Origin of the sequence: Mucilaginibacter pocheonensis (genome assembly GCF_031456535.1) — a bacterium.
Classification (GTDB): Bacteria; Bacteroidota; Bacteroidia; order Sphingobacteriales; family Sphingobacteriaceae; genus Mucilaginibacter; species Mucilaginibacter pocheonensis.
On sequence record NZ_JAVDUU010000003.1, the window covers coordinates 834,128 to 859,215 of the forward strand.

Here is a 25,088-nt window from a genome sequence, read left to right on the forward strand (position 1 = left end):
ATAATACCATATAAAACAAGTATCTTTATTTATATTTTAAAATCTATAAAGTAAAAATTATGAAATCAACCCTTCTTGCACTGCTACTGCTGGTAACCGGCAGTACAGTTTGTTTCGCCCAGTGCGACAAAACCCTGATCCTGACTTCCTCAAGAACTGAACATCTTGATGCCGATGGTAATTTAGGCAGAGCCGTAGATGAGCAAACGGCAATTGAAATAAATAAATCAAAGATCTCCGTTGTTATTGAGAATGGGAAACAAACCCTCACGGGAGTTATCAAATCAAACACCTGCAACTGGACCGCTCCCTTTAAAGAGGGAAAATCAGTTATCAATACTACCATTAGTGACGAAGATGGTGGCGGCGAAAAAGATTATACACTTACCATTGAAGGGAAAGATGGTAAGGTTACCCTGCTTGCCCAAAGCGTACAAGACCCCGAAAGAAAATTAAAGTTCACTTTGGATAAGTTTGAAGAAAAAAAAAGATCGCATCACTTTTCCTGCGTCCTCGGCAGAGAGGCAAAATTTTACCATGCAAAAACTTTAAGTATATTTTGGTGATCACAGCCCGGTCCTCTTTTATCCAGAGAGCCGGGCTGTGTTTATTTAAGTACCCCTGGAATAAAAAAACAAATGGACATTTAAACAGTATGTTATATGCCGGTGAGTTAAAACTTCTTAAATTTTAAAAAGGATCAACAAAAAGTGTTAAAATTGATGTCAACATGCATTTTTTTATACTTTTTTGAATTCTTTTTGATCAGACCGTGAGCTGTTTTAAGTTGATTTATGTTAAAATATAGCTTTAAAAAGCCTCATGATTACAACGGGCATCTTTGATATTTTAGACTCCAAAATACACTGCCCCAAAAACTGAATATAATCTTAACGTTATTAAATCATTTTTTTCTTGCATAAGTAAAAATTTATGCAATAATTTGCACCCAAATTAAAAACACAGTAATACCATTAAAAAATGAATCTACAAAGCTTAAATAAGCCCGCAATAAGAGCAAAATTTGCTCCGGCTGCCGCTGCTTTGGTTTCAACTGTTTTTTTATGCTGCCCTTCCCGACGAAGGCCCTATATGCCACGGGTTTGATTTAATTTACTATCCTGAATCCCTCAAAAAAGAAAGTTTTTAAACTTCTTTTTAAAAAAACCATCTAATTATTACGGCTGTTAAGCCAATTAATTTACGGTAATATCCATTTTTAAATGACCATACAAGATTTTGATATTAAGGTTGCTACTGCCCAGCATGTAGATTATGCCGCACAGATATGCGATGAAATGGCCGAGTCGGCAAAAGCCCGTGGTACGGGTATTGCACAACGCTCGCCAGAGTATGTTGCAAATAAGATGCTGGAAGGTAAAGCCGTAATAGCTTTACATAAAGACGGCACCTGGGCTGGTTTTTGCTATATTGAAACATGGAGCCATGGCGATTTTGTAGCCAATTCAGGCCTTATTGTTAATCCCCAATTCCGCAAAGCTGGTTTGGCAAAAGCTATTAAACACCGCATTTTCCAGCTTTCCAGAACCAAATATCCCAACGCGAAAATTTTCGGCCTTACAACCGGATTGGCTGTAATGAAAATCAATTCAGAACTGGGGTATGAACCGGTTACCTATTCTGAACTTACCCAGGACGAAAACTTTTGGGCCGGCTGCAAAAGCTGCGTTAACTATGATATATTAACCAGTAAAGAACGCAAAAACTGCATGTGCACTGCCATGCTGTTTGATCCGGCCGAGAAACAAAAGCAGGACGAAGAAAAAATGAAAAGAATTACGCATAAAGCTACCTTGCTCGAGCGTATTGAAAATGCCATTAAAAAAAGAATAGGACAGGATTAAGAATGCTGAAACCATAAGGTTTAAGCAGATCACCAAAAAAATATTTTAAAACATAAAAGCTTTAAGCCTTTTGCTTTCAGCTTCAAGCCCAACAAAGAATGAAGAAAAAAGTAGTATTAGCGTATAGCGGCGGATTAGACACCTCTTTTTGCTGTATATATTTAACACAGGATCTTGGTTATGAAGTACACTCTGTTATTGTAAATACCGGTGGTTTTAGCGACGAGGAATTAAAAGGCGTTGAAGAACGGGCCTACAAAATGGGGGTTACATCGCATCATGTGGTTGATGAAACTAAAAACTTTTACAACACCTGTGTACGCTTTTTAATTTATGGCAATGTTTTAAAAAACAACACTTATCCCCTTTCGGTAAGTGCCGAGCGTGTAAGTCAGGCTACCGCAATTGCTAACTATGCCAAAGAAATTGGTGCCGAGTTTGTAGCTCATGGCAGCACCGGAGCCGGTAACGACCAGGTACGTTTTGATATGATCTTTAACATCCTTGTACCCGAGGTGCAGATCATCACCCCTATCCGCGATCTGAAACTGAGCCGCGAGGAAGAAATTGAATACCTGAAAAAACATGGAGTTGATATGAACTTTGAAAAAGCAAAGTATTCTATCAATAAAGGTATCTGGGGTACATCTGTAGGTGGTAAAGAAACACTTACCTCAAATTTGGGCTTGCCTGAAGAGGCCTGGCCTACCCAGGTTACCGAATCTGAAGCTAAAAACTTGGAGTTGGTTTTTGAAAAAGGAGAATTAGTAGGTATTGACAGCGAAAAATTCGATCACCCGACAAAAGCTATACAGGCGTTGCAGGCTATCGCCCAGCCTTATGGTATCGGTCGTGATATTCACGTTGGCGATACTATTATTGGCATTAAGGGTCGCGTGGGCTTTGAAGCTGCCGCGCCAATGGTTATCATTAAAGCACATCATACACTGGAAAAACATGTGCTCACTAAATGGCAGCTGTCATGGAAAGACCAATTATCCGCATTTTATGGTAACTGGTTACATGAAGGGCAATTCCATGACCCCATTATGCGTAATATAGAAGCTTTTTTAACTGACACCCAACAAAACGTAAGCGGTAAAGTATTTGTACAGCTGAATCCATACCGTTTCCAGGTGATCGGAATTGAGTCTGATCATGATCTGATGTCGAACAAATTTGGCAGCTACGGCGAAATGAACAATGCCTGGTCGGGCGAGGATGTAAAAGGCTTCTCCAAAATATTTGGCAACCAGGTAATGATCTATCACAAGGTAAATAATCAGGCTAAAAATGATTAAGACGGCTTTTTCAAAAGGTGATTGTTTGGAGCACTATAACTGGGGCGATGATTGTCACGGCTGGACTTTTATTGACACCGAAACATTATCGGTAAAGCAGGAATTAATGCCGCCAGATACAGCCGAACAACTTCATTATCATGAAAAAGCCACGCAAGTGTTTTTTATTTTAAAAGGTCGGGCTACTTTTTCTGTTGATGGCAACGTCACCGAGTTAAAGCCCGAACAAGGCATTGAAATTTTGCCGGGTCAAAAACATTTTATCAGTAACAACGACCGGACCGACCTGGAATTTATTTTATATTCTTATCCATCAACAAACAATGACAGGATCAACATTAAATAAGGTACGTGCAGGCATCATTGGCGGCGCCGGATACACCGGGGGCGAGATGCTGCGCATCCTGATCAATCACCCCAACGTGGAAATTGCTTTTGTTCATAGCAACAGCAATACCGGCAATCATATTTATGAGGTGCATACCGACCTTTTTGGCGACACAAACCTGCGCTTTACGGGCGAGCTATCGTTTGCAATTGATGTACTGTTCCTGTGTGTGGGCCATGGCGATGCCAAAAAATTCCTGGAAGCAAATAATATCCCCGATCATATCAAGATCATAGATCTTAGCCAGGATTTCAGGTTAACTCAAAACTCAAAATTCAAAAATAAAAATTTCGTATACGGCCTGCCCGAGCTAAATCGCGAAGCTATAAAAACTGCCGATAACATTGCTAACCCTGGTTGCTTTGCTACCTGCCTGCAATTAGGCCTGTTACCGTTGGCCGCCAAAGGGTTATTAAATCAGGAGGTGCATGTTGCCGCTACAACGGGTTCTACCGGTGCGGGGCAAAGTTTAGCTCCTACCTCCCACTTTACCTGGCGTAATGACAACCTGTCGGTTTATAAAGCATTTAATCATCAACACTTAAATGAAATTGGCCAATCGTTAAAACAGTTACAAAACGGATTTAATAAAGCAATAAATTTCATCCCTTATCGTGGTGATTTTACCAGGGGTATCATAGCGTCTATATATACCGATAGCGACCTGAGTGCCGAAGCTGCACTTAAGCTTTACCAGGATTTTTACGCCGGCGATCCATTCACGCATGTAACCGATCGTAATATCGACCTTAAGCAGATCGTAAACACCAACAAATGTTTCCTGCAGGTTACCAAGCATGATGGCAAATTATTAATAATAAGCATATTAGACAATTTACTTAAAGGTGCCTCCGGTCAGGCAGTACAAAACATGAACTTGTTATTTGGCCTGGACGAGCGCGCAGGATTGCGACTTAAGGCGACTGCATTTTAGCTAAGAGCAAAAGTTTAAAGCCAAAAGCAGGAGCCGTAAACCAAACGAGTATAACAATCAACCAAGTAAAGGCCATGCCGATTGGCCTGTTAAATCACTTATAAAACAAAAGCTTTGTGCCTTGGCCTTAAGCTTTTAGCTACTAACATGAACTTATTCAACGTATACCCAATCAATCCAATAAATATAGTAAGAGGCCAGGGCAGCCTGGTTTATGATAATCATGACACTGAGTACCTTGATATGTATGGCGGTCACGCCGTAATATCCATTGGCCATACCCATCCTCATTATGTAAAACGCCTGGAAGACCAATTGCACCAATTGGGGTTTTACTCCAATTCCATTGAGATACCGATTCAAAAAGAACTGGCTGCCAAATTAGGCAAGGTGTCGGGCAAGGAAGATTACCAGTTGTTTATGTGCAACTCAGGCGCCGAAGCTAATGAGAACGCGCTAAAACTGGCTTCTTTTTACAATGGCAAAAAAAAGGTTATCGCTTTTACAAAAGCGTTTCATGGTCGTACCTCGCTGGCTGTTGCTGTAACTGATAACCCAAAGATTGTTGCGCCAATAAATGAAACTGACAATGTAATATTTTTACCATGGGGCGATGAAACTGCTTTAGAGCAGACTTTTACCGATCATGGAAACGAAATATCATCAGTAATTATTGAAGGGATACAAGGCGTAGGCGGCATACAGGTTGCTCCGGAAAGTTTCCTGCAAAAAATCCGTACACTTTGCGATCAGCACAACGCGGTTTTCATAGCCGATTCGGTACAATGCGGTTATGGTCGTACCGGTAAATTTTTCTCGCAGGACTTTGCCTCTGTTAATGCCGATATTTACAGCATGGCCAAAGGCATGGGTAATGGTTTCCCTGTTGGTGGTATCATTATTTCGCCTAAGATACAGCCTGCTTATGGTATGCTTGGTACTACTTTTGGTGGCAACCATTTGGCATGCGCTGCGGGCTTAGCCGTATTGGAAGTTATGGAACAGGATAACCTGATGCAAAATGCCGCTACAATTGGTGAATACCTGATTAAAGAAATCAAAAAGCTTGAACAGGTTAAAGAAGTACGCGGCAGAGGTTTGATGATCGGTATTGAATTACCCGAGGAATTATCAGATGTGCGAAAAGAGCTTTTATTTAAACATCATATTTTTACCGGCGAGGCTAAACCTAATGTAGTAAGGCTATTACCCGCTTTAAATTTAACCAAAGCACATGCCGATAGATTTTTAGAGGCTTTTGTAAATGTATTGAATCAATAATTCGCTATTAAATATCCGGGCTAATGAAACTATTTTCTTCTGTTAATGATGTTACCAATATCAATGCGCTTGTTAAAGAAGCATTGGAGCTAAAACAAAATCCGTACGCGCACCAGCATCTGGGTAAAAACAAAACGCTGGCGCTGGTTTTTCTGAACCCAAGTTTGCGCACCCGCATGAGTACACAAAAAGCAGCGCTTAATTTGGGCATGAACGTAATGGTACTTAATATTGATAAGGAAGGCTGGGCATTGGAACTGCGCGATGGTGTGATCATGGATGGCAGCACGGTTGAGCACATCCGCGAGGCCGCTGGCGTTATGGGCCAATATGCAGATATTATAGGTGTGCGCTCATTCCCTGGCTTAAGGAACCGCGAGGAAGATTATAGCGAAATGATATTTAACAAATTTGTTGAATTTTGCAAAGTGCCTGTAGTAAGCCTGGAATCGGCTACACGGCATCCGCTGCAAAGTTTGGCCGATTTGATAACTATAGAAGAATTAAAAACTAAAACCCGGCCTAAAGTTGTATTAACCTGGGCACCGCACATAAAACCACTGCCGCAGGCTGTGCCCAACTCATTTTCTGAATGGATGTGCAGGGCCGATGTTGATTTTACCATTGCCCAGCCCAAAGGCTATGAGTTATGTACCGACTTTACTCAGGGAGCTACCATTACTTATGACCAGGACGAAGCATTAGCCGGTGCAGATTTTATTTACGTAAAAAATTGGTCGGCTTATGAGCCGTACGGTAATATATTGGGTAAAAATGAGGAATGGATGCTCACCAATGAAAAGCTGAAACAAACTAATAATGCAAAAGTAATGCATTGCTTGCCTGTTCGTCGTAATCTGGAGCTTTCTGATGAGATTTTGGATGGCAGCAATTCTATTGTGATACATGAAGCCGGAAACCGTGTTTGGGCAGCACAGGCAGTATTAAAACAAATGCTTGAGCATTTATAGTTATGTATATTCCGAAACACTTCCAATTAACTGATCAGCAGGAAGCTATTAGCTTTATGCAACGCTATAGTTTTGCTACTATAGTAACATCAGTTAATGAAGTGCCGGTAGCAACACATCTCCCCTTTTTGGTTCAACAGCGCGACGATAAGTTAATTTTGTCGTCGCACTTTGCTAAAGCAAATCCACAGGCGCAAATTGTTGGCAAAACGGTACTGGTGATATTTAATGAGCCGCACGCTTATATTTCTCCTGCTAATTATGAGAAAGAAACCAATGTGCCTACGTGGAATTACTTAGCGGTACATGCTTACGGTAAAGCTGTATTGTTGGACAATGACGACGACACAGCACAATTACTGGCTCAAATGATCAGCAATTACGAAGCCGGTTATTTACATCAGTGGAACAACCTGCCCGACGATTATAAACAAAAAATGATAAAAGGGATAGTTGCATTTGAAATTACCGTGGACGACCTGCAGGCTAAAAAGAAACTGAGCCAAAACCGCAGCGAACCGGAAAAAGAAAGCATTATAAACACTTTAAGTAAAAGCGATAACAACACTGATAATGAAATAGCTAAATATATGGAAGCTATGAAACCTACTAAGTAGATTTAGCTGCCCTGTTTATCATTGCGTTTAAAGTTAATCCCTGTACTATAACCGAAAATATTACTATAAAATAGCTTCCTGATAAGATTAGATGCCGGTATGGCGTATTTGGCAATGATAGGGCCAAAGCTATGGAGATCCCCCCACGTAAACCCGCCCAGGTCATGATATTGATATTACTGTAATTTATTTTCAATGTATGGCGTAAAAAGGTGAGTGGCAACATTATACTAAACCAGCGGGCAATCAATATCATCACAATGGATATACCGCCGGTTACCCAGTAGTTATTTACATAAGGCAGGTTAATGAGTTGTAAACCAATCATCACAAATAAAATGGTATTTAGTAATTCATCAATCAATTGCCAAAATTTCTCCAACGCCTCGTGTGATCTTTCTTTGTTATCCTGATTTATAGAATGGCTCCCGGCAAATAAACCAGCGGTTACCACTGCCAATGGTATAGAAAAATGCAGGATGGTTGCCAATACCGATAAGCCCATTACCAATGCCAGTGATATCAAAACAATGGTTTGAAAATCTGTAACTGATTTCATAAGCCGTTGCGCAAGATATCCCAAAATTGCACCTGCTGCAATTCCGCCAAGAACCTCTTTCACTATAAGCATAATAACCTTTGCCAGTTCAATATTCTCCTCGCCCACTTGCGTTATCTGCAGTATAATAACAAACAAAACAAGCCCTACAGCATCATTAAACAATGATTCGCCAGAGATAATTGTTTCCAGGTGGACCGGCAGCTTTGAGTTTTTAATAATAGCCGACACCGCCACCGGATCTGTAGGTGATACCAATGCGCCAAACAAAAAGCAATAAATAAGCGGCATATGGATGTGGAAGAATGGCGCCAGGTAAAATAACAGGAAACCAAAAATGGTAGTTGATAAGATCACACCCAGCGTGCTTAGTATAAAAACCGGCCGCATCGCTTTTTTGAGCTTTTCGCCATCGAGGTTAAATGAACTCGAAAACAGCAGGAACCCCAGCATGATATTAAGTAAAACCTTCGAAAAATTAATATTCTTAGCCAATGTAGTGAGAAACCTGGCCGAAGCGGGGTTTGACTTATCAGTGATCAATATAATAACTGATGAAATAGTAGCTATTAAAACAATGCCAATAGTACCGGGAAGTTTGGTGAAACGTGCATTGATATAAGAAAAAAATGCACTCACAATAACCAATAAAGCGATGATAACAAACAGGTCCATAAATATTTAGCTTATTAAGTAATAAAATAAGCTAAACAATGTTTTAAAAGGCGCGCTTTTTATCTTGATTCAGGATCCGTCATTCTGGTTTTGGTATCAAAATAGCGTATTATTAAACGATTATCGCTGTTTTTAGTGAAATAAGATATAGCCCAGCTGAAAAATATGGTTCCCTTATTAGTAAAACCTGCCAGCGACATGATATGAACAACACCCCACAGGATCCAGGCCCAAAAGCCCTGCAAATGAAGCCATCCAAGGTCGGCCACCGCCTTATTACGACCAATGGTAGCGAGTGAACCTTTATCTTTATACTTAAACGGAAGAGCGGTTTCACCGTTAATAATACGAACAAGATTTTTGGCCAGCCAGTTTCCCTGTTGTATAGCAGCCGGCGCCACGCCAGGATGGCCGTTTGGCGTTTCGGGCGTTATCATAGCGGCAACGTCACCTATGGCAAAAATATTTGAATATCCATTTACCCGGTTTATTTCGTCTGTTTGTATACGGTTACCTTTTGTTATAGCTGTTAAAGGCATCCCTTCGGGCACTTCGCCTTTAACGCCCGCAGCCCACAGTACATTGCGGGTAAGTATAACGGTACCATCGTCAATTTTAAGCTCAACCCCGTCATAACTCTGCACATGCACATCGTTAAATATGGTTACCTCCATGTCTTTTAAAAACTTTTTGGCTTTGGCAGATGCGCCCGGCGAAAATGCTGCCAGTAATTCGGATTTACCTTCAACCAGGTAAACCTTCATGTTATGCTTTCTTAAGCCATGATAATCTTTCATCAATATCAGCTGCCGCATTTCGGCAAGTGCGCCTGAAAGCTCTACTCCAGTGGGGCCGCCACCCACCACTACAAAGGTCATCAGGGCTGCCTTTTCTTCAGGGTCCTTTGCAATCAGTGACATTTCGAGGTTTTGAAGGATAAGGCTGCGTAAGTTTAACGCTTCCGGAATATTCTTCATGGGCATGGCAAAATGCTCAATTTGTTTATTGCCAAAAAAATTGGTGTTTGATCCGGTTGCAATGATCAAATAATCATAGTAAATGGTTCCGATATTGGTATTGAGTGTATTATTTTCCGGATTTATCCGCTCCACTTCGGCCAGCGCGAACCTGAAATTGTTTTGTTTGGTAAATATCCGGCGTATGGGAAAACCTATTGAGTCGGCGGCGATGCCACCCGCGGCAACCTGGTAAAGCAATGGCTGAAAGGTATGGTAGTTGTGTTTATCAAGCAAAAGCACATCTACAGGTGCATTTTTTAAGTTTTTGGCTAATTGCAGCCCGCCAAATCCGCCGCCAATGATCACCACGCGGGGTTTAGTACTTTTCTTTTGATCCATAGGAAAAATTTCACAGCAAGTTTAATGCCTTAAAATTTCAATTATACTAATTATTTCATAATCAAATTGTAAAGTTGCGTATATAATATATTAATCATTTTTTAACGTTTTTTGAATAAAATAGACGAAAATTTTCTATTTTTAACAGTTTTCTATTTGTTTTAATAGAAATTTGGCTCTGATGAGGTTATATTATTGTTAAGAATGAATAAAATTGATACAGTTTCAGAAAATTTAAACTCATTATCAAAAAACAAAAGCCTGTACGTAATAAAAATAGGAGGAAACGTTATTGATAACTCTGAAAATCTATATCATTTCCTGAAAGACTTTGAAGCACTGGATGGATTTAAAATATTAGTGCATGGTGGCGGCAAAGTTGCAACACAAATAGCAGAGGAGTTAGGCATTGAAGCAAAGCTTGTTGACGGTCGGCGCATTACAGATATTGAAACATTAAGGGTGGTTACCATGGTATATGGCGGCCTCATCAACAAAAATATAGTTGCTCAATTACAGCGTTTCGGTAATAACGCAATAGGCCTTACCGGGGCAGACGGTAATTTTATACTTGCAAAAAAACGACCTGTAAAAACCATTGACTATGGCTTTGTGGGCGATCTGGATGAAAAATCCATTGATCCGGAAAATATAAGCCGTTTGTTGGAAGCCGGCTTCACTCCTGTTTTTTGTGCCTTAACACATAATGGCGAAGGCCAGCTATTAAACACCAATGCCGATACTATTGCTTCGGCGTTGGCAGTAGCGCTGTCATCTTTATATGATACCACGCTTATTTATTGTTTTGAAAAGAAAGGCGTATTACAGGACATTAATGATGAAGATTCGCTGATTAGGGATATTGACCCCGAACGCTATGAAGAATTAAAAACCAGGCGCATTATACACAGCGGTATGTTACCCAAACTTGACAATGCTTTTACAGCCATTTCATGCGGTGTAAAGGCGGTGATCATTGGCAAGTCTGACGATCTGGGACAATTAAAAGATAATAAACCATTTGGAACACGTTTAAGCAAGAACGCATGAATTCATCACAGCATTTAGCCATATTGGGCTCTGGTAATATCGGGTTGTCATTAGCTAAAGGATTAGTTAAAGCAGGTATTTGCAAACCCCAGCAAATTTCACTTACGCGCAGAAACGTAGCGGCCCTGGCAGAGTATGCTCAACTGGGTTATCATACTACTGACAACAATATGAAGGCGGTGAGGAAAGCCGATATTATTGTTTTGGCCGTATTGCCCCAGCAGCTTAATAAGCTCCTTGATGAAATAAGGCCCATTATCAAAGCCGAAAAACAATTGCTTATATCAGTAATATCGGGTGTTAGCTGCAACGATATACGCCAGCAACTTGATCTGAATGTGCAGGTTATAAGGGCTATGCCTAACACAGCTATAGCTATTGGCCATTCCATGACCTGTATCGCTACAGATAATGGCACCAATAAAAATATCAACCTGGTAAAATCTCTTTTTGATACTGTAGGTGTAACAATACAGATCAATGAGGAGTTAATGACATCGGCAACCGCGCTTTGTGCCTGTGGTGTTGCATTTTTCCTCCGTTCTATACGTGCAGCTTCACAAGGGGGCACCGAGATAGGCTTTCATGCGCATGATGCCCTGAAAATGGCTGCCCAAACCGCCAAAGGCGCCGCCGACCTGCTGCTTCAGCTTGCATCCCACCCCGAACAGGAAATTGATAAGGTTACATCGCCAAGTGGTTGTACCATTGCCGGCTTAAACGAAATGGAACACAACGGTTTTAGTTCGGCTATGATAAAAGGGATAAAGCTTTCGGCCGAAAAGGCGGGTGACCTTTATAAGAAGGGTGAATAATTAAAGTTAATTACAGGCTTTAACCCCATATTTATTTGATAAGCGTTTATCAATTTGATAAAGTTACTAAAACAACAAACTATTACTTATTTAATCTTAAAAACCCAATATGCCAATAATCGGCCATTTTCAATATTGGCATAACTTTGGCACATACGCGTTAAGCGTTTATTTTTTAAAATGTTAACAGTCGAAAAAATTGGTGGTACTTCCATGACCGCCTTAAATGATGTGATCAAAAACATCATCCTATTTGAACGTACCGGAGAACAATTATACAATCGCATCTTTGTTGTATCCGCTTTTTCAGGGGTAACCAACCTCCTGCTCGAGGATAAAAAAACTGGTGAGCCTGGTGTTTATCACAAACTGGCAAACTATAAAGACTTTCATAAACCACTTAAAGCACTTATTGTAAAGCTTAAACAGATCAATAAAAGCTATGAAAGCCTGGGTCTCGACATTGCTGAAGCTGACAAGTTTATTGAACAGCGTATCAACGATGCCAAAACTTACCTGGAAAACCTCGCCAACATTCTGGCATCCGGATATGTAAGCAAGGATGGTATTTTGCAGGCCGCACGCGAGATCCTGGCTTCAATTGGTGAAAGCCACTCCGCCTTTAACTTTACCAATATCCTGCAGAACATGGGCATTAATGCCACGTTTGTTGACCTGAGCGGCTTCCATGATCCGCGGTCGTTCACTATTGACCAGCGTATAAAAAAGGACCTGCAACATATTGATTTTAAAAGCACCATTACTATAGTAACCGGCTATACGAAGGGCACGGAGGGTATTATGCGCGAGTTTGACCGCGGATATTCGGAGGTTACCTTCAGTAAGATCGCTGTGGCTGTAAAACCGCAGGAAGCCATTATTCATAAAGAATACCATTTATGTACTGCCGATCCTGAACTGGTGGGGGTTGACAATTGCTTCCCTGTTGGCAACACCAATTATGATGTTGCCGATCAACTGGCTGATGTTGGGATGGAAGCCATCCACCCCAAAGCTTCGAAACCGCTGGAGATAAATAACATTGACCTGCGAATTAAAAATACCTTTCAACCTGAGCATCCGGGCACGCTGATTACCCGTGAGTACTTTTGCGACAAGAAACGGGTTGAGATAATTACAGGTACCGAACGGGTGATCATGATAGATATTTATGATCCGTCGATGGTGGGCAATGTGGGTACCGACTTTCACATCATGCAGCTTTTCTACAAATTTGGCGTAAGCTATACTTTTAAAGCCACCAGTGCCAATAGTATATCTATAGTGATATGGGATAAGGATTTTAATAAAAAACTGATTCAGGAGCTTGAAAACGATTATGAAAAGGTTACTGTAGAAAAAATGGCCATGGTTTGCCTCATCGGTTCCAATATGGATCAACCGGGTTTACTTGCCAGATCCGCGACCGCGCTGGCCCAAAAAGGCATCAATATAAAAAGCTGTGGTTTTGCCCTGCGCAAAGTTAATATCCAGTTCCTTATAGCCCGCGAAGATTTTAAAGAAGCTATTAAAGCGCTCAATAAGGTAATGATATAGTCATAAGGTGACGCACAGGGACAAAGCCATTAATAACATTGAGCTTTGTCCCGTGCTTTTAACTCTTTTGTAACTTTCGCGCAGCAAACTTTTATAAACGCTCCGTTTTTAGCATATTTAACTTTTACTTAAAGTCCCTATGCGTAAAACTTTACTCCTGTTGGTGCTCATTTTTATTGCTTTGAATGTACTTGCTCAAAAAGCAAGTAAAAAACCATTGGATCATTCGGTTTTTGATGGCTGGCAGAGTATCAGTAACCAACGCATCAGCAATAATGGGAAATGGATATCCTATGTAATAAATACACAACAGGGTGATGATGAACTGGTGATCAGCAATTCAAAAAACACCGACAAAATAAAAATACCCCGTGCTGACACCGCCTGTTTTAGCAGTGATTCAAAATTTGCAATCATCCTGATCAGGCCATTTTACAAAGCCATCCGCGAAGCGAAAATAAAAAAGAAAAAACAGGCAGATTTTCCTAAAGATACGCTGGGCATAGTTACACCAGGTACACCCTTAATAACGAAGGTACCGGGCATCAGATCATTTAAGCTGGCCTATAATGCTCCAGTTGTGGCTTACCTTGCAGCTGCAGACACCATAAAAAAACCTGCGCCTAATGATACTTCTAAAAAGGCGGTGAGTAATACTATTGCGCCACCAATACAAGTTGGTGCAGATTTAATGGTGAACAAACTAACCGGCAAAACAACGCGTACATTTAAATATGTTACAGATTACCAGTTAAGCAAAAACGGGAAATTACTTGTCTTCGCGGTTACAGCGCCGGTAAAGCAAAAAGAGGTACAATCAGGGATGTATGTTTATGATATTGATAAGGACATATTGAAAGCCATAAGTACCGGACGCGGTAACTACCGTAATATTACCATTGATGATAACAGCAGGCAAGTAGCTTTTACAGCCGAAAAGAACCCTGAAAAAGCCCTGGTTAAACCCTTTAAACTTTATTATTATAACGATCTGAAAGACAGTGCCGATGTTATTGCGGCAGCCGGTATAAAAGGAATACCACAACAATGGGCTGTAAGTGGTGATGGTAAAGTTTACTTTAGTAAAAGCGGCAACAACCTGTTTTTTGGCACCGCCCCTATTCCCAAACCTGCCGATACTACGATTGTTGATTTTGAGGTAGCCAAATTGGACATCTGGACTTATAAAGATGATTATCTGCAACCGCAGCAGCTCAAAAATCTTCAGACCGAATTAAAGCGCAGTTATCTTGCAGTTATAAAACCTAATGATATTGAATCCAAACCATTGCAATTGGGCAGCAAAGCTATACCAGAGGTACAAGTTGCAAATAATAAGGACGCCCGCTATGTTTTGGGCATTACCGATACAGGCGCGCGCGTACAAGCCCAATGGGAAGGCGGAACCAGGCGGCAGGCTATATTGATAGATACCAAAAGCGGCAATAAACGTCTGATCAATACCAGCAAGGCGCAATATCAATTATCTCCGGACGGCAAATATGTGATATGGTTTGATCCCGAAGCGCAAAACTGGTTTAGCTATACCATATCCACAGGCAGAAAAACCAATCTCACCGGCTCAATAGGCACCAAAATGGGCGACGAACTAAATGACGTGCCTAACTATGCTCCGGATTATGGTACTGCAGGTTGGTTGCAGGGCGACAAAGCCGTATTAATTTATGATCGCTACGATATATGGCGCATAGATCCTGCTACAGGTTATGCTATAAATTTCACTAATAACATCGGACGTAAAAACAAAATAATTATCCGCTACGTGTCAACCGATCCAGAGCAAAAATTCATTCCTAATAAGCAGGTAATGTGGTTACAGGCTCAAAACGAAACAAATAAACAATGGGGATATTTTACTAAATATCCTGAAAGCCATTCGGCTCCGGCAAAAGTTAACGTGATCCCGATGAGTTATGGCGATCTGCTAAAGGCAAAGAACGCCGATACCTATATTTATACCAAGGCCAGCTATGAACTGCCGCCTGACCTGTACGTATCAACTAATTTAAAAAAGGAAATTAAATTAAGTAATATTAATCCCCAACAAGCCGAATACAATTGGGGAACAGCTTCCTTGGTTCGATGGACAACCCCAAAGGGGCATTTGTCACAAGGTATTTTATATAGGCCGGAGGATTTTGATCCAAATAAAAAATACCCGATGATCGTTTATTTTTATGAGAAACTGTCAGACGGACTTTATAACTACATAGCACCGGCTCCTACCCCTTCGCGCCTGCCAATATCCTTTTTTGTAAGTAATGGGTACCTGGTTTTCGCACCGGATATCAGCTACCAAACCGGGCATCCCGGCGCATCGGCAATGGAGTATATCAATTCAGGTGTTGAGTCATTAAAACAAAACCGCTGGGTTGACGCCGCCCACATAGGCTTGCAGGGTCAAAGCTGGGGAGGCTACCAGGTAGCGTACCTGATAACGCAAACCAATATGTATGCCGCAGCCTGGGCCGGTGCTCCGGTAGCAAACATGACATCGGCTTATGGAGGTATCCGTTGGGAGTCGGGCTTAAACAGGCAGTTTCAATATGAAAAAACACAAAGCCGTATCGGTGCTTCGCTATGGGATAAACCAGGTCTTTATATTGAGAACTCCCCCTTATTTCAGCTTCCGAATGTAAAAACCCCTGTGGCTATTATGAGTAATGACGCTGATGGAGCAGTACCCTGGTACCAGGGTATTGAGATGTTTACCGCATTGCGCCGTTTGGGTAAACCCGTTTGGCTGCTGCAATATAACGGCGAAGCCCATAACCTTGTATTGCGCCAAAACCGCAAGGATATTACTATACGTGAGCTTCAATTTTTTGATCATTTTTTAAAAGGAACTCCAATGCCGGTATGGATGGCCAAAGGCATACCTGCTGTAGATAAAGGCAAAGACTGGGGTTTTGAACTGCTGAAATAGCAATTTTTATCAATAGAAAAGCCAGGCGAATACCTGGCTTTTCTATTGATAATGTATAATTATATTTCTCTGTTTTGATCCCATTTTTCGAGGTAATCAGCTACACGTCTTACAAATGACCCTCCCAGTGCGCCATCTACCACACGGTGATCGTAGGATAATGACAAGAACATCATATGGCGGATAGCTATCATATCGCCCTCTTTTGTTTCAATTACGGCCGGCTTTTTCTTGATAGCTCCTACCGCTAAAATGGCTACCTGCGGCTGGTTAATGATAGGTGTACCCATCACATTACCAAAAGAACCTACATTGGTTATGGTAAAGGTGCCATCTTTTACATCATCAGGTAAAAGTTTACCTATGCGTGCCCGGTTTGCCAGATCATTAACTGCCTTTGTAATGCCCAGCAGGTTTAATTCATCGGCTTTTTTAATCACCGGCACTATAAGATTACCGCTTGGCAAAGCGGTAGCCATACTTATGTTAATAGCTGCTTTTTTAATGATCTGACTACCATTTACGGTTATATTGATCATCGGGAAATCTTTTATCGCTTTTACAACAGCTTCTATAAAGATGGGTGTAAAGGTTATCTTTTCGCCCTCGCGTTTTTCAAAGCTGCTTTTCACTTTATCACGCCACATAACCAAATTGGTTACATCAGCCTCCACAAACGAGGTAACGTGCGGTGAAGTTTGCTTGCTCATTACCATGTGGTCGGCAATTAAGCGGCGCATCCTGTCCATCTCTATAACTTCATCTGCTCCCGATACTGAAGCCACTGCCGGTTTGTTTTCGCTATCGGCAGACTTTTGCAGTGGTTCTGGTGTTTTAGGTGCAGGCTGTGCTATTTCTGGCCGGATGGATTCAGCATTTACCGGGTGCTCTGGTGTTAACGGCTGGCCGGTTTTTTGAGCAGCCGTTGGCTTTTGCCTGTATTGCAGGTAATTTAAAAGATCGTCTTTTGTTAACCTGCCGTCTGAACCGCTGCCGGGTATTTTGTCCAGTTCATTGATACCAATACCTTCCTGGCTGGCTATATTCTTTACTAATGGCGAATAAAAACGCCCCTCACTTTTAAATGTTTCCGTCCGGCCAGTACTCTGTTCCAATTGATCTAAACCCGGTATCGACACCGGTTCAGACAAAATTGTTGATTGTACGGATTGATAGCCCGGAGTTGTATCATTGGCCACAACCTTTTGTTCTTTTAATGTGGTTTGTTCTTCTGCAACAGGTGCAGCAACCGCGGCGGCTTCGGGTTCACCTGATGATATCTCATCAGTTTCAATAATTGCTATTATTGATCCCACCTGAACAACGTCATTTTCCTGGCAAAGCCGCTCAATTAGTTTGCCAGCCACCGGCGATGGAACGTCTGAATCAACCTTATCAGTCGCAATTTCCATTACTGTTTCATCCGCGTCAATATGATCTCCTGGATTTTTTGTCCATTTAATTATTGTTGCTTCAGCAACGCTTTCACCCATTTTTGGCAATAATAATTGGTATTTGGCCATGAAAAAATTATAGTTTCTTTTTCAAAATTAGGGATTTCGATCTTACTTCGCAATTTATGTGAGTAAAGTATTCAACATTGATAAAGCCATTACAGCACTTCGTTCAATGTTTTGCCTGCGTTTGTTACCAAATGTGAATTTCTTTATTAACAATTTTTGCCCGCCGGCAACTGCAACCCACACAGTACCAACAGGTTTATCAGCAGTTCCGCCATCCGGCCCGGCAATTCCGGTTATTGCTACGGCAAAATCTGATTTGAAGTTTTTTAATGCACCTTCAACCATTTCTGTTACCGTTTCTTCGCTAACAGCGCCAAATTGGTCAAGTGTTTCGTGTTTTACACCTAAAATACTTTCCTTCAACTGGTTCGAATAAGTTATCCCTCCGCCTAAAAACACTGCAGATGAGCCCGCGTGTTGCGTAAAAAGATGAGAAAGATAACCGCCAGTACAACTCTCGGCCACTGACAGGGTAAGCCCCTTTGCCGCCATTTTATCAAGTATTGCCTTTTCGATAGCAATATCCTGATCGACTACGAAAACGTTGCCTATGCGCTCAATTATCCTGTTTGCAAAACCGTCAACCTTTGGCTGTAAAACTGATTCATCGTCGCCAAATGCGCTTAGTCGCAGGCGTACCATGCCGGGCTTAGGCAAATAAGCCAGCTTAATATCAGGCGGAAGGTCATTTTCAATATCTGCTATACGCTCGGCTAAAAACGATTCACCCTCCCCTACAGTTAAAAGAGTTTTATGGATAATTACCGGAAGTTTTAAGGTTGATTTTAACTTAGGCAGTACCTCGCCTTCCATCATGTATACCATTTCGAAGGGTACTCCAGGCATTGAAACATAAATAACCCCCTCGTGGCTAAACCACATGCCTGGGGCGGTGCCGTTATGGTTTAATATAATCTCGCAATTTGCCGGCACATAAGCCTGCAGCCTGTTAACCTCAAGCAATGGGCGATTGTATTTTTCAAAGATCTGTTTTACATTATTAAGCGCCTGCGTGTTTTCAACCAACCCTACGCCAAAATATTCGGCCAGTGTTTTTTTAGTGATATCATCTTGGGTTGGGCCCAAGCCGCCGGTAATAAAAACAATGTTTGCGCGACCCGCCGCTTCACCCAGGGCCTTTAAAATATGTTCCCTATCGTCAGATATTGAAGAGATCTGTTTAACACGAATTCCTATTTTGTTAAGCTCGGTTGCCATCCAGGCCGAATTGGTATCAACAATTTGACCTATAAGTATTTCATCGCCTATGGTTATAATTTCTGCCAGCATTTTTAATTAATAAAAAGTTCCGTTATTGATATAATCGTTTCGCTTGCTCAGTTTTAAATCCTGCAAAATAGTTGACTTAACCTTTAATGTAACATTGTATGATTTTAAGTAGCCAAAAGGGATCCATTGAACCGACAGGTCCCAGCAATGCAAGTCGCGATATATAGAAAAAGAGGTGGCGCTACCCAACTTACCGGCTTTAATATCATAGTTGGTTGAGTATTGCACCTTCCATTTTTGCGTGACATTAACATCGCCGGTAATTTGTACGGTATTACTCGTTGAAATATTATTATTAGAATTGCTATAGCTATAACTGTAATTAAAAGAAATATTCCACGGAACATTAAAATCAACATAAGCATTGGGGTCACTATTCACCAGGGCCAGTCGCTGGGCTTGCTGCGAGTTCATATTTTGCAATGTGTTTGTTCCCGGTGTTGCAGGTGCCTGGGCCCTGGTTGAATTTAAACTGCCACTCATGGATATACCAATATTGCTTAATTGCGGAAATTTACCATCCTGCCAGGTATAACGATTGATAGGAACAGCGTATTTCTGGATAACATTGTTTTGGATAGAATCACGTATCCTTACTACATACGGATTTAAACTACCTTGGAAACTAATATTAAGCTTTTGATTAAAAATAGCGGTATGGCCCGAAAAGGTAATGGGCGAAAGTTTCATTGAATCGGCCGCGAAATTGTAAAAGGTTGAAAAAGATAAGCCTTGTAAAATGGTTATCTTCCTGTCCACTCCTGACGTGTCGGTGCTTTTGGCTTTTACCTTTGCTTCAATGGTGTTATCTAAACTAAAATTAAGTCCGGCCTGTTTTCCGGGTGAAGGACCGCCATAAACCGCTCCGTCAAAAATAGAATATTTTTGATAGGTATAAGGATAAGGTATGGTGGCGTTACTCACCGCCGTCTTATAATATCCAAAGCTCGGGTCTGAGAAGTCGGGACGATAACCAAAGCTAATTGACGGAGTTGCTACGTGCCGTATAGCTTTTAAATTTCCATGTTTAAAATTTATCTGCCCGTATAATTTAGTTGACAAACCCGTACTTAAGCTATACTCGCCCGCGCGTTTAAAACCTGGGATGGTATCAGTAATTAACTGGTCTGAATTACTGAGGCTTCCACGCTCAAAACGTTTGTTTATGCTTTGAAAATACCAGCGTTCAGTATAGTTTACACTACTGTTAAACTGAAAATACTTAAGCACATTTAAACCTAAACTTACTGGTATTTGATGTTGAAAGCCATTTTGCAAACGTTTGGATAAGGTTTCACTTTTAAACAATTGCGACTCAGGCACATCATTTACCTTATTTGTGGCTGTCATGTTATAGCTAAGCGTAATTTTTTGATACCATTTTTGTTCGCCAACCCTGTCCTTTGAATCGAAGGGGTTTATTGACGACATACCAAAAGCAACGGTTGGCAGCTCTAACGTAATTGTTTTGCGCGCTATATCCTGACTATGCGAAAGACCTACACTGAGGTTAAAAGGTGTTCCGGCCCACGTTTTACCATAGGAGATACTTGAACGCAAACTACTTTGAGCTGCGGTTACGGGGTTATAACCTGATGACGACGGATTTCTGGAAAAATAGCCGGATGTACCCGCATTTACTGACGCGCTGAACGTTGACCCGGGGTTGGCGTTGGCATCCTGCGAATGTGTCCAGTCTATATGAATATCCTTAGCGGCCGGATCACCGGGCAAACCGTATTTATGCGATCCAAAACTTAGCGCGAGGTTGCCGGTATATTTATACCGCTTCAAATACCGCATTACGCTGTTCAGCTCATACGAGCCTTTTGAATATACGGTGGCCGTTGTTGTAAGATCAATATAATCATTAAAACCCAGGTAGTAGCCAAAATTCGACAACTTGAACCCTAATTGCTGATCCTCACCAAACGTAGGCAGTATCACACCTGATGTTCGCTGATTAGGCTTGGGAAAAAAGCCAAACGGTATGGCTAAAGGTAAAGGAACCCCCTCTATCTCCAGGTATGCAGGCCCGGATATAATCCTGTTCTTTTCGCCAATTCCGCGGGTTATAACTATACCGAAATGAGTATCGGGATATGGCAGATCGCAGGTGCTAAAGATCACATTACGATAAGCTACCTCTGTTTCATTTAGCTTTTTGGCCTGCCCGCCCGATATAAAATTACCATCCTGCTCTGATGCCGGGTTGTAAAGTTTACCTTTTTTGGTTTCATAATTAAACAGCAGCGAATCTGATGATACCGGCTTATCGTTTTTCTGCTTGGATATTGGCCTGCCAACATACCTCTTGGTACGTGGATCAATACTTCCCCTGGCAAATATGACGTGATTTTTTTGATCAACCTTTATATAATCGGCATCGAGCTCAAAATCACCATAGGTTACACGGGCGCGGCCATAGAGGTATAAAATATTGTGTTCAAAATCATTGCGGGTCGAATCTTCTGCTACCGCCTTTACTTCAGATTCCGGGCCGTCGCCTTTTTTTGTAGTGTCATTTTGAGCGGCGGGATTTTTACTCCGGATAGTAGTGTCACTTTTACCTTTAATGGCCTTCTTGTTTTTGGAAGTATCACGTTTGATAACTGTATCCGTAGCCGCGCTTATGTTAAAATCTTTATTTAAACCTTTGCCTTCGGCATTAATAGCATTTCCAGTGGGAGTTATTTGTTTGTTTTTCTTTAATTTCAACAGCTTGCTGTCCTTTACAGAATCAAGTTTTATAATAGTATCTGCAACAGATTTGCTGCTATATCGTTTATGTGATGTACCTTTGCTTTCGGCAAAAAATACACTTACCGTTAAAATAATTGCAAGCAGAAAAAAGAAGGTTGTAAATTTCAAAGTTGATTATGAATAGTATTTTTGCAGATAAAGTTAACAGCGTTCAAAAATAATGAAAAATAGGGCATTGAAAAGATTGATTTATAGTTTATCGGTATTACTGACACTCCTTTCATTTTTTCCGGTTACTTCTTATGGTTTCATAAAAAAAGATACTATAACTAATAATTTAAATAAAGATACCGTTGTAGCCAGCACTGGCTTTAAGATCAAAACTATTATTATTGATCCTGGTCATGGCGGTAAACCTTCAAGTTCAACGGGTCATTTTTCACATGGCGCATCAGGCGAATACTCTTCTGAAAGGAATGTAACGCTTGCCATTGCGTTTAAATTGCAAAAAGCAATAGAAAAAGATATGACCGATGTAAAGGCTGTAATGACCCGTACTACAGAAGATGATGTTTCCTTTGAAAGACGTGCTGAAATAGCCAATGAAAACAAAGGAAATATTTTCATCTCGTTACATTGTAACTCTTTATCCGATAGGCGGGTAACCAGAAGAGTGGGCACCAAACGCCATAAACCGGTTTATAAAACAACTTCGGTACCCGATCGTTCCGGTAAAGGTGTTTTGGTGCTGGTGTATGGATTAAAGCGTACAAGGGAAGCAGAAAATGAAATAAAGGCCAACCAGGTAGAGGGTGACTCTGAAATGAATGCCGGTTTAGATCCTAATGATCCTATTACCATTATTCTGACCAATGAGTACAAACGAAAATTCCGTCAGCAAAGCATAAATCTTGCAAATCTTATTAATAATGAGTTTGTACAAACAGACCAAAGACCAAGCGAAGGTATACGGGAACAGAGTATATATGTGCTGTGCCATAGTGCCATGCCATCGGTATTGGTGGAAACCGGGTATATAAATAACCCCGATGATGAAAAGTACCTAAATTCTGAAGATGGGCAAAACGAAATTGTGGCTTCCATTGTTAGGGCTTTAACAACTTATAAAAAAGAGATGGAATTAGTGTCGCGATAATTCACTATTAAACGTAAACATAAAAGCACTAAATACAGTAAACTACTTAAACCCCATAACAATTCTACTTAATGAAAATCTCAAACGAAACTAAAATAGGTGCACTTACAGCTATTGCAATTACCATATTGATATTGGGATACAGCTTTTTGCGCGGAAATGATGTTTTTTCAGGCTCAAATAAATATTATGCGGTTTATAAGAGCGTGGAAGGGCTTGCCGTAGCAAAACCGGTATTGGTTAACGGGTTTCAGATTGGGCGGGTATCAAGCATGAAACTACAGCCCGACGGTCATACTATTGTCGAGTTCAAAATTGATCCTGACTACGTTATACCAAATAATACGCTGGCTAAGCTATCAAGTACCGATCTGTTGGGCAGTAAAGCCATTGTTTTTGAACTGGGAAACAGTAAAGTACCCGCTGATGATAAAGACACTCTACGGGCAGATATACAGGGTAGCCTGGCCGAAAGCCTGCAACCTATTCAGAAAAAGGCCGAAATGCTGATATCAAAAATGGATTCATCACTGGCCGCTATAAACAAGATACTGAATCCTAATTTTCAGAAAAATGTAGACCGTAGCTTTATGAGCATTGCAAATTCATTGCAAACACTCGAAGGTACTACTAAAAAGATCGACAACCTGGTGGCTTCTCAATCGGGCCACATCAACGGGATACTTTCAAATGCTGAAGTTGTTTCGGGCAGCTTGAAGAGCAGCACAGCACATATTAACGGCATGAGTGCTAATTTTGAAAAGGTGAGCAATGATATAGCTGCCGCTAATATTAAACAAACACTTGATAACGCCAACAAAGCTATGGCCGATCTGCAGGCTACGATCACTAAGATCAACAATGGCCAGGGATCAATGGGTTTATTGCTTAATGACGAAACGATGTACAAAAATCTTACGGATGCGTCAAACAATCTTAACAATTTGTTTATTGATCTGAAGGCACATCCCAAACGATATGTAAGCTTTTCAATATTTGGCGGTAAAAAAGATTAAGGATTGTTTGGGGTTAGGATTGGGAACGGATTCTTATTCAAATGGGGTTCTTTGAAACAAAGATTCAAATCACTTAGTCATAAAAAAAGCAAACGACAATATCGTTTGCTTTTTTTATGAGGCTAACCTTTTCAGTATTTCCCCCTTACTTACTCAATATTAAATGTTTTGCCTTCAATGGCCAGTTCAGTTAAAGGAAAAACGCTCCGGGCCTCATCAAGCAATTCATTTAACGTTTTATATCTGGCTGAGAAATGGCCGATCAATAATCTTTTCGCATTGGTTTTTAATGCTATCTGAGCTGCCTGTAAAGCAGTGGTGTGATGTGTTTCCTTCGCCCTGTCAAGCATATCATTTAAAAATGTTGCCTCGTGATAAAGCAATGTTACATTACTTATCTGATTAAAATATTGCTCATTATATATGGTATCTGAACAATAAGCATAAGCTTTTGGAACATTGGAGTCAACCGTTAAAGTTTCATTTTTATACACTACACCATTTGCTGATGTATAATCGCTCCCTCTTTTAAGGGCTGTATAGTATTCCACAGGGATATTTAGTTCTTCCAGTTTTTCTTTTATCAGCTTACGTAGGCGCTTCTTTTCCCTGAAAATAAATCCACAACACTCTATACGATGATCCAGGGGAATGGTTTCTACAATGATATCGTTATTATTTACGATCACTTCGGCCTTTTGAGCATTAGTTGCAACAAATTCAAGCGGAAACTGTAAAGTTGTTTCCGAATATTTAAGTTGTATATCAATAATCTCTTTTAAATGAGTCGGACCGAAAAGCTGCAGCGCTTTTTTCCGACCATTGAGGTGCATAGATGAAAGCAGGCCAATCAAGCCCAGGTAATGATCGCCATGAAGGTGGCTTATAAATATATGGTCAATGCGGCTGGATTTAATATCAAACCGCAGCATTTGTTGCTGGGTGCCTTCGCCACAATCAATCAAATACAAACGTTCATTAACGTTAAGTGCCTGCGATGTTGGGTTTCTGTTAAAAATAGGGGTTGCCGAACTGCTCCCAAGTATTGTTACCTCAAATTTCATAAAGGGTAAACAATCATA

General features: G+C 40.9%; 20 protein-coding genes. 14 read left to right on the plus strand and 6 right to left on the minus strand.

The genetic code is table 11. The annotated features are described in order from the left end of the window. Positions 1-59: 59 nt before the first annotated feature. The 8 genes from J2W55_RS16840 (at position 60) to J2W55_RS16875 (ending at position 7,357) form a co-directional block, all read left to right on the plus strand. The gene (locus tag J2W55_RS16840) at positions 60-566 is read left to right on the plus strand and encodes a hypothetical protein (RefSeq protein ID WP_310098140.1); all 507 of its coding nucleotides are present in this window, start codon (positions 60-62) and stop codon (positions 564-566) included. 657 nt (positions 567-1,223) lie between these two features. Continuing rightward, positions 1,224-1,865 (plus strand): GNAT family N-acetyltransferase, encoded by a 642-nt coding sequence (locus J2W55_RS16845; protein WP_310098143.1) that lies wholly within the window; start codon positions 1,224-1,226, stop codon positions 1,863-1,865. A 98-nt stretch (positions 1,866-1,963) separates the two neighbouring features. Continuing rightward, a complete protein-coding gene (gene argG / locus J2W55_RS16850) occupies positions 1,964-3,166 on the plus strand; it encodes an argininosuccinate synthase (protein WP_310098146.1) in 1,203 nt (400 codons plus the stop codon). Further along, a complete protein-coding gene (locus J2W55_RS16855; RefSeq protein WP_310098152.1) occupies positions 3,159-3,512 on the plus strand; it encodes a cupin domain-containing protein in 354 nt (117 codons plus the stop codon). Before argG ends, J2W55_RS16855 begins: the two co-directional genes overlap by 8 nt. Then, entirely contained in the window at positions 3,490-4,488 is a 999-nt protein-coding gene (gene argC, locus J2W55_RS16860; protein ID WP_310098155.1) for an N-acetyl-gamma-glutamyl-phosphate reductase, read from the plus strand. The genes J2W55_RS16855 and argC overlap by 23 nt, the downstream gene beginning before the upstream one ends. Positions 4,489-4,635: 147 nt before the next feature. Continuing rightward, a complete protein-coding gene (locus J2W55_RS16865; protein WP_310098158.1) occupies positions 4,636-5,769 on the plus strand; it encodes an aspartate aminotransferase family protein in 1,134 nt (377 codons plus the stop codon). 23 nt (positions 5,770-5,792) lie between these two features. Continuing rightward, entirely contained in the window at positions 5,793-6,740 is a 948-nt protein-coding gene (locus J2W55_RS16870) for an N-acetylornithine carbamoyltransferase (RefSeq protein WP_310098161.1), read from the plus strand. A gap of 2 nt (positions 6,741-6,742) precedes the next feature. Next, entirely contained in the window at positions 6,743-7,357 is a 615-nt protein-coding gene (locus J2W55_RS16875; protein WP_310098164.1) for an FMN-binding negative transcriptional regulator, read from the plus strand. On the opposite strand, the gene J2W55_RS16880 is transcribed toward J2W55_RS16875, so the two are convergent. Together J2W55_RS16880 and J2W55_RS16885 are read right to left on the minus strand one after the other, a co-directional pair. Further along, positions 7,350-8,591 (minus strand): cation:proton antiporter, encoded by a 1,242-nt coding sequence (locus J2W55_RS16880; protein WP_310098167.1) that lies wholly within the window; start codon positions 8,589-8,591, stop codon positions 7,350-7,352. The genes J2W55_RS16875 and J2W55_RS16880 overlap by 8 nt on opposite strands. 59 nt (positions 8,592-8,650) lie before the next feature. Continuing rightward, positions 8,651-9,949 (minus strand): NAD(P)/FAD-dependent oxidoreductase, encoded by a 1,299-nt coding sequence (locus tag J2W55_RS16885; protein WP_310098170.1) that lies wholly within the window; start codon positions 9,947-9,949, stop codon positions 8,651-8,653. A 204-nt stretch (positions 9,950-10,153) separates the two neighbouring features. Here J2W55_RS16885 and argB point away from each other — a divergent pair, with 204 nt between their 5' ends. The 4 genes from argB to J2W55_RS16905 all read left to right on the plus strand — a co-directional run bounded on the left by argB (position 10,154) and on the right by J2W55_RS16905 (position 16,318). Next, positions 10,154-10,999: an acetylglutamate kinase gene (gene argB, locus J2W55_RS16890; RefSeq protein WP_310098173.1), complete on the plus strand. Its 846-nt coding sequence runs from the start codon at positions 10,154-10,156 to the stop codon at positions 10,997-10,999. Beyond that, the gene (proC, locus tag J2W55_RS16895) at positions 10,996-11,814 is read left to right on the plus strand and encodes a pyrroline-5-carboxylate reductase (protein WP_310098175.1); all 819 of its coding nucleotides are present in this window, start codon (positions 10,996-10,998) and stop codon (positions 11,812-11,814) included. Before argB ends, proC begins: the two co-directional genes overlap by 4 nt. A 180-nt stretch (positions 11,815-11,994) precedes the next feature. Continuing rightward, on the plus strand, positions 11,995-13,371 hold the full coding sequence (locus J2W55_RS16900; RefSeq protein WP_310098178.1) for an aspartate kinase: 1,377 nt from the start codon (positions 11,995-11,997) through the stop codon (positions 13,369-13,371). Positions 13,372-13,510: 139 nt separating this feature from the next. Beyond that, complete coding sequence (locus tag J2W55_RS16905) at positions 13,511-16,318, plus strand: S9 family peptidase (RefSeq protein ID WP_310098181.1); 2,808 nt, start codon at positions 13,511-13,513, stop codon at positions 16,316-16,318. A gap of 59 nt (positions 16,319-16,377) precedes the next feature. Here the strand turns inward: J2W55_RS16905 and J2W55_RS16910 are convergent, their stop codons facing one another. Genes J2W55_RS16910 through J2W55_RS16920 form a run of 3 tightly spaced genes read right to left on the minus strand, consistent with a single transcriptional unit; the run spans position 16,378 to position 22,002 of the window. Next, positions 16,378-17,841 carry a dihydrolipoamide acetyltransferase family protein gene (locus J2W55_RS16910; RefSeq protein WP_310098185.1) on the minus strand — a complete coding sequence of 488 codons (1,464 nt, stop codon included), beginning with the start codon at positions 17,839-17,841 and terminating at the stop codon, positions 16,378-16,380. 54 nt (positions 17,842-17,895) lie between these two features. Then, the gene (locus tag J2W55_RS16915; protein WP_310098188.1) at positions 17,896-19,131 is read right to left on the minus strand and encodes a competence/damage-inducible protein A; all 1,236 of its coding nucleotides are present in this window, start codon (positions 19,129-19,131) and stop codon (positions 17,896-17,898) included. A 6-nt stretch (positions 19,132-19,137) separates the two neighbouring features. Beyond that, a complete protein-coding gene (locus J2W55_RS16920) occupies positions 19,138-22,002 on the minus strand; it encodes a putative LPS assembly protein LptD (protein ID WP_310098194.1) in 2,865 nt (954 codons plus the stop codon). A 52-nt stretch (positions 22,003-22,054) separates the two neighbouring features. On the opposite strand from J2W55_RS16920, the gene J2W55_RS16925 reads away from it, so the two are divergent. Continuing rightward, positions 22,055-22,990 (plus strand): N-acetylmuramoyl-L-alanine amidase family protein, encoded by a 936-nt coding sequence (locus J2W55_RS16925; protein WP_310098197.1) that lies wholly within the window; start codon positions 22,055-22,057, stop codon positions 22,988-22,990. Between the two features lie 71 nt (positions 22,991-23,061). After that, positions 23,062-24,006: an MlaD family protein gene (locus J2W55_RS16930; RefSeq protein ID WP_310098200.1), complete on the plus strand. Its 945-nt coding sequence runs from the start codon at positions 23,062-23,064 to the stop codon at positions 24,004-24,006. A 149-nt stretch (positions 24,007-24,155) separates the two neighbouring features. Here the strand turns inward: J2W55_RS16930 and J2W55_RS16935 are convergent, their stop codons facing one another. Beyond that, entirely contained in the window at positions 24,156-25,070 is a 915-nt protein-coding gene (locus J2W55_RS16935) for a ribonuclease Z (RefSeq protein ID WP_310098203.1), read from the minus strand. Positions 25,071-25,088: the final 18 nt, after the last annotated feature.

Bases quoted from the DNA above. Each gene is read 5' to 3' on its own strand.
- proC (WP_310098175.1), top strand. From the start codon at position 10,996: ATGAATTCATCACAGCATTTAGCCATATTGGGCTCTGGTAATATCGGG.
- argG (WP_310098146.1), top strand. From the start codon at position 1,964: ATGAAGAAAAAAGTAGTATTAGCGTATAGCGGCGGATTAGACACCTCT.
- J2W55_RS16925 (WP_310098197.1), top strand. From the start codon at position 22,055: ATGAAAAATAGGGCATTGAAAAGATTGATTTATAGTTTATCGGTATTA.
- J2W55_RS16910 (WP_310098185.1), bottom strand. From the start codon at position 17,841: ATGGCCAAATACCAATTATTATTGCCAAAAATGGGTGAAAGCGTTGCT.
- J2W55_RS16865 (WP_310098158.1), top strand. From the start codon at position 4,636: ATGAACTTATTCAACGTATACCCAATCAATCCAATAAATATAGTAAGA.
- J2W55_RS16870 (WP_310098161.1), top strand. From the start codon at position 5,793: ATGAAACTATTTTCTTCTGTTAATGATGTTACCAATATCAATGCGCTT.
- argC (WP_310098155.1), top strand. From the start codon at position 3,490: ATGACAGGATCAACATTAAATAAGGTACGTGCAGGCATCATTGGCGGC.
- J2W55_RS16880 (WP_310098167.1), bottom strand. From the start codon at position 8,591: ATGGACCTGTTTGTTATCATCGCTTTATTGGTTATTGTGAGTGCATTT.
- argB (WP_310098173.1), top strand. From the start codon at position 10,154: ATGAATAAAATTGATACAGTTTCAGAAAATTTAAACTCATTATCAAAA.
- J2W55_RS16875 (WP_310098164.1), top strand. From the start codon at position 6,743: ATGTATATTCCGAAACACTTCCAATTAACTGATCAGCAGGAAGCTATT.
- J2W55_RS16935 (WP_310098203.1), bottom strand. From the start codon at position 25,070: ATGAAATTTGAGGTAACAATACTTGGGAGCAGTTCGGCAACCCCTATT.
- J2W55_RS16840 (WP_310098140.1), top strand. From the start codon at position 60: ATGAAATCAACCCTTCTTGCACTGCTACTGCTGGTAACCGGCAGTACA.
- J2W55_RS16930 (WP_310098200.1), top strand. From the start codon at position 23,062: ATGAAAATCTCAAACGAAACTAAAATAGGTGCACTTACAGCTATTGCA.
- J2W55_RS16900 (WP_310098178.1), top strand. From the start codon at position 11,995: ATGTTAACAGTCGAAAAAATTGGTGGTACTTCCATGACCGCCTTAAAT.
- J2W55_RS16855 (WP_310098152.1), top strand. From the start codon at position 3,159: ATGATTAAGACGGCTTTTTCAAAAGGTGATTGTTTGGAGCACTATAAC.
- J2W55_RS16915 (WP_310098188.1), bottom strand. From the start codon at position 19,131: ATGCTGGCAGAAATTATAACCATAGGCGATGAAATACTTATAGGTCAA.
- J2W55_RS16905 (WP_310098181.1), top strand. From the start codon at position 13,511: ATGCGTAAAACTTTACTCCTGTTGGTGCTCATTTTTATTGCTTTGAAT.
- J2W55_RS16845 (WP_310098143.1), top strand. From the start codon at position 1,224: ATGACCATACAAGATTTTGATATTAAGGTTGCTACTGCCCAGCATGTA.
- J2W55_RS16885 (WP_310098170.1), bottom strand. From the start codon at position 9,949: ATGGATCAAAAGAAAAGTACTAAACCCCGCGTGGTGATCATTGGCGGC.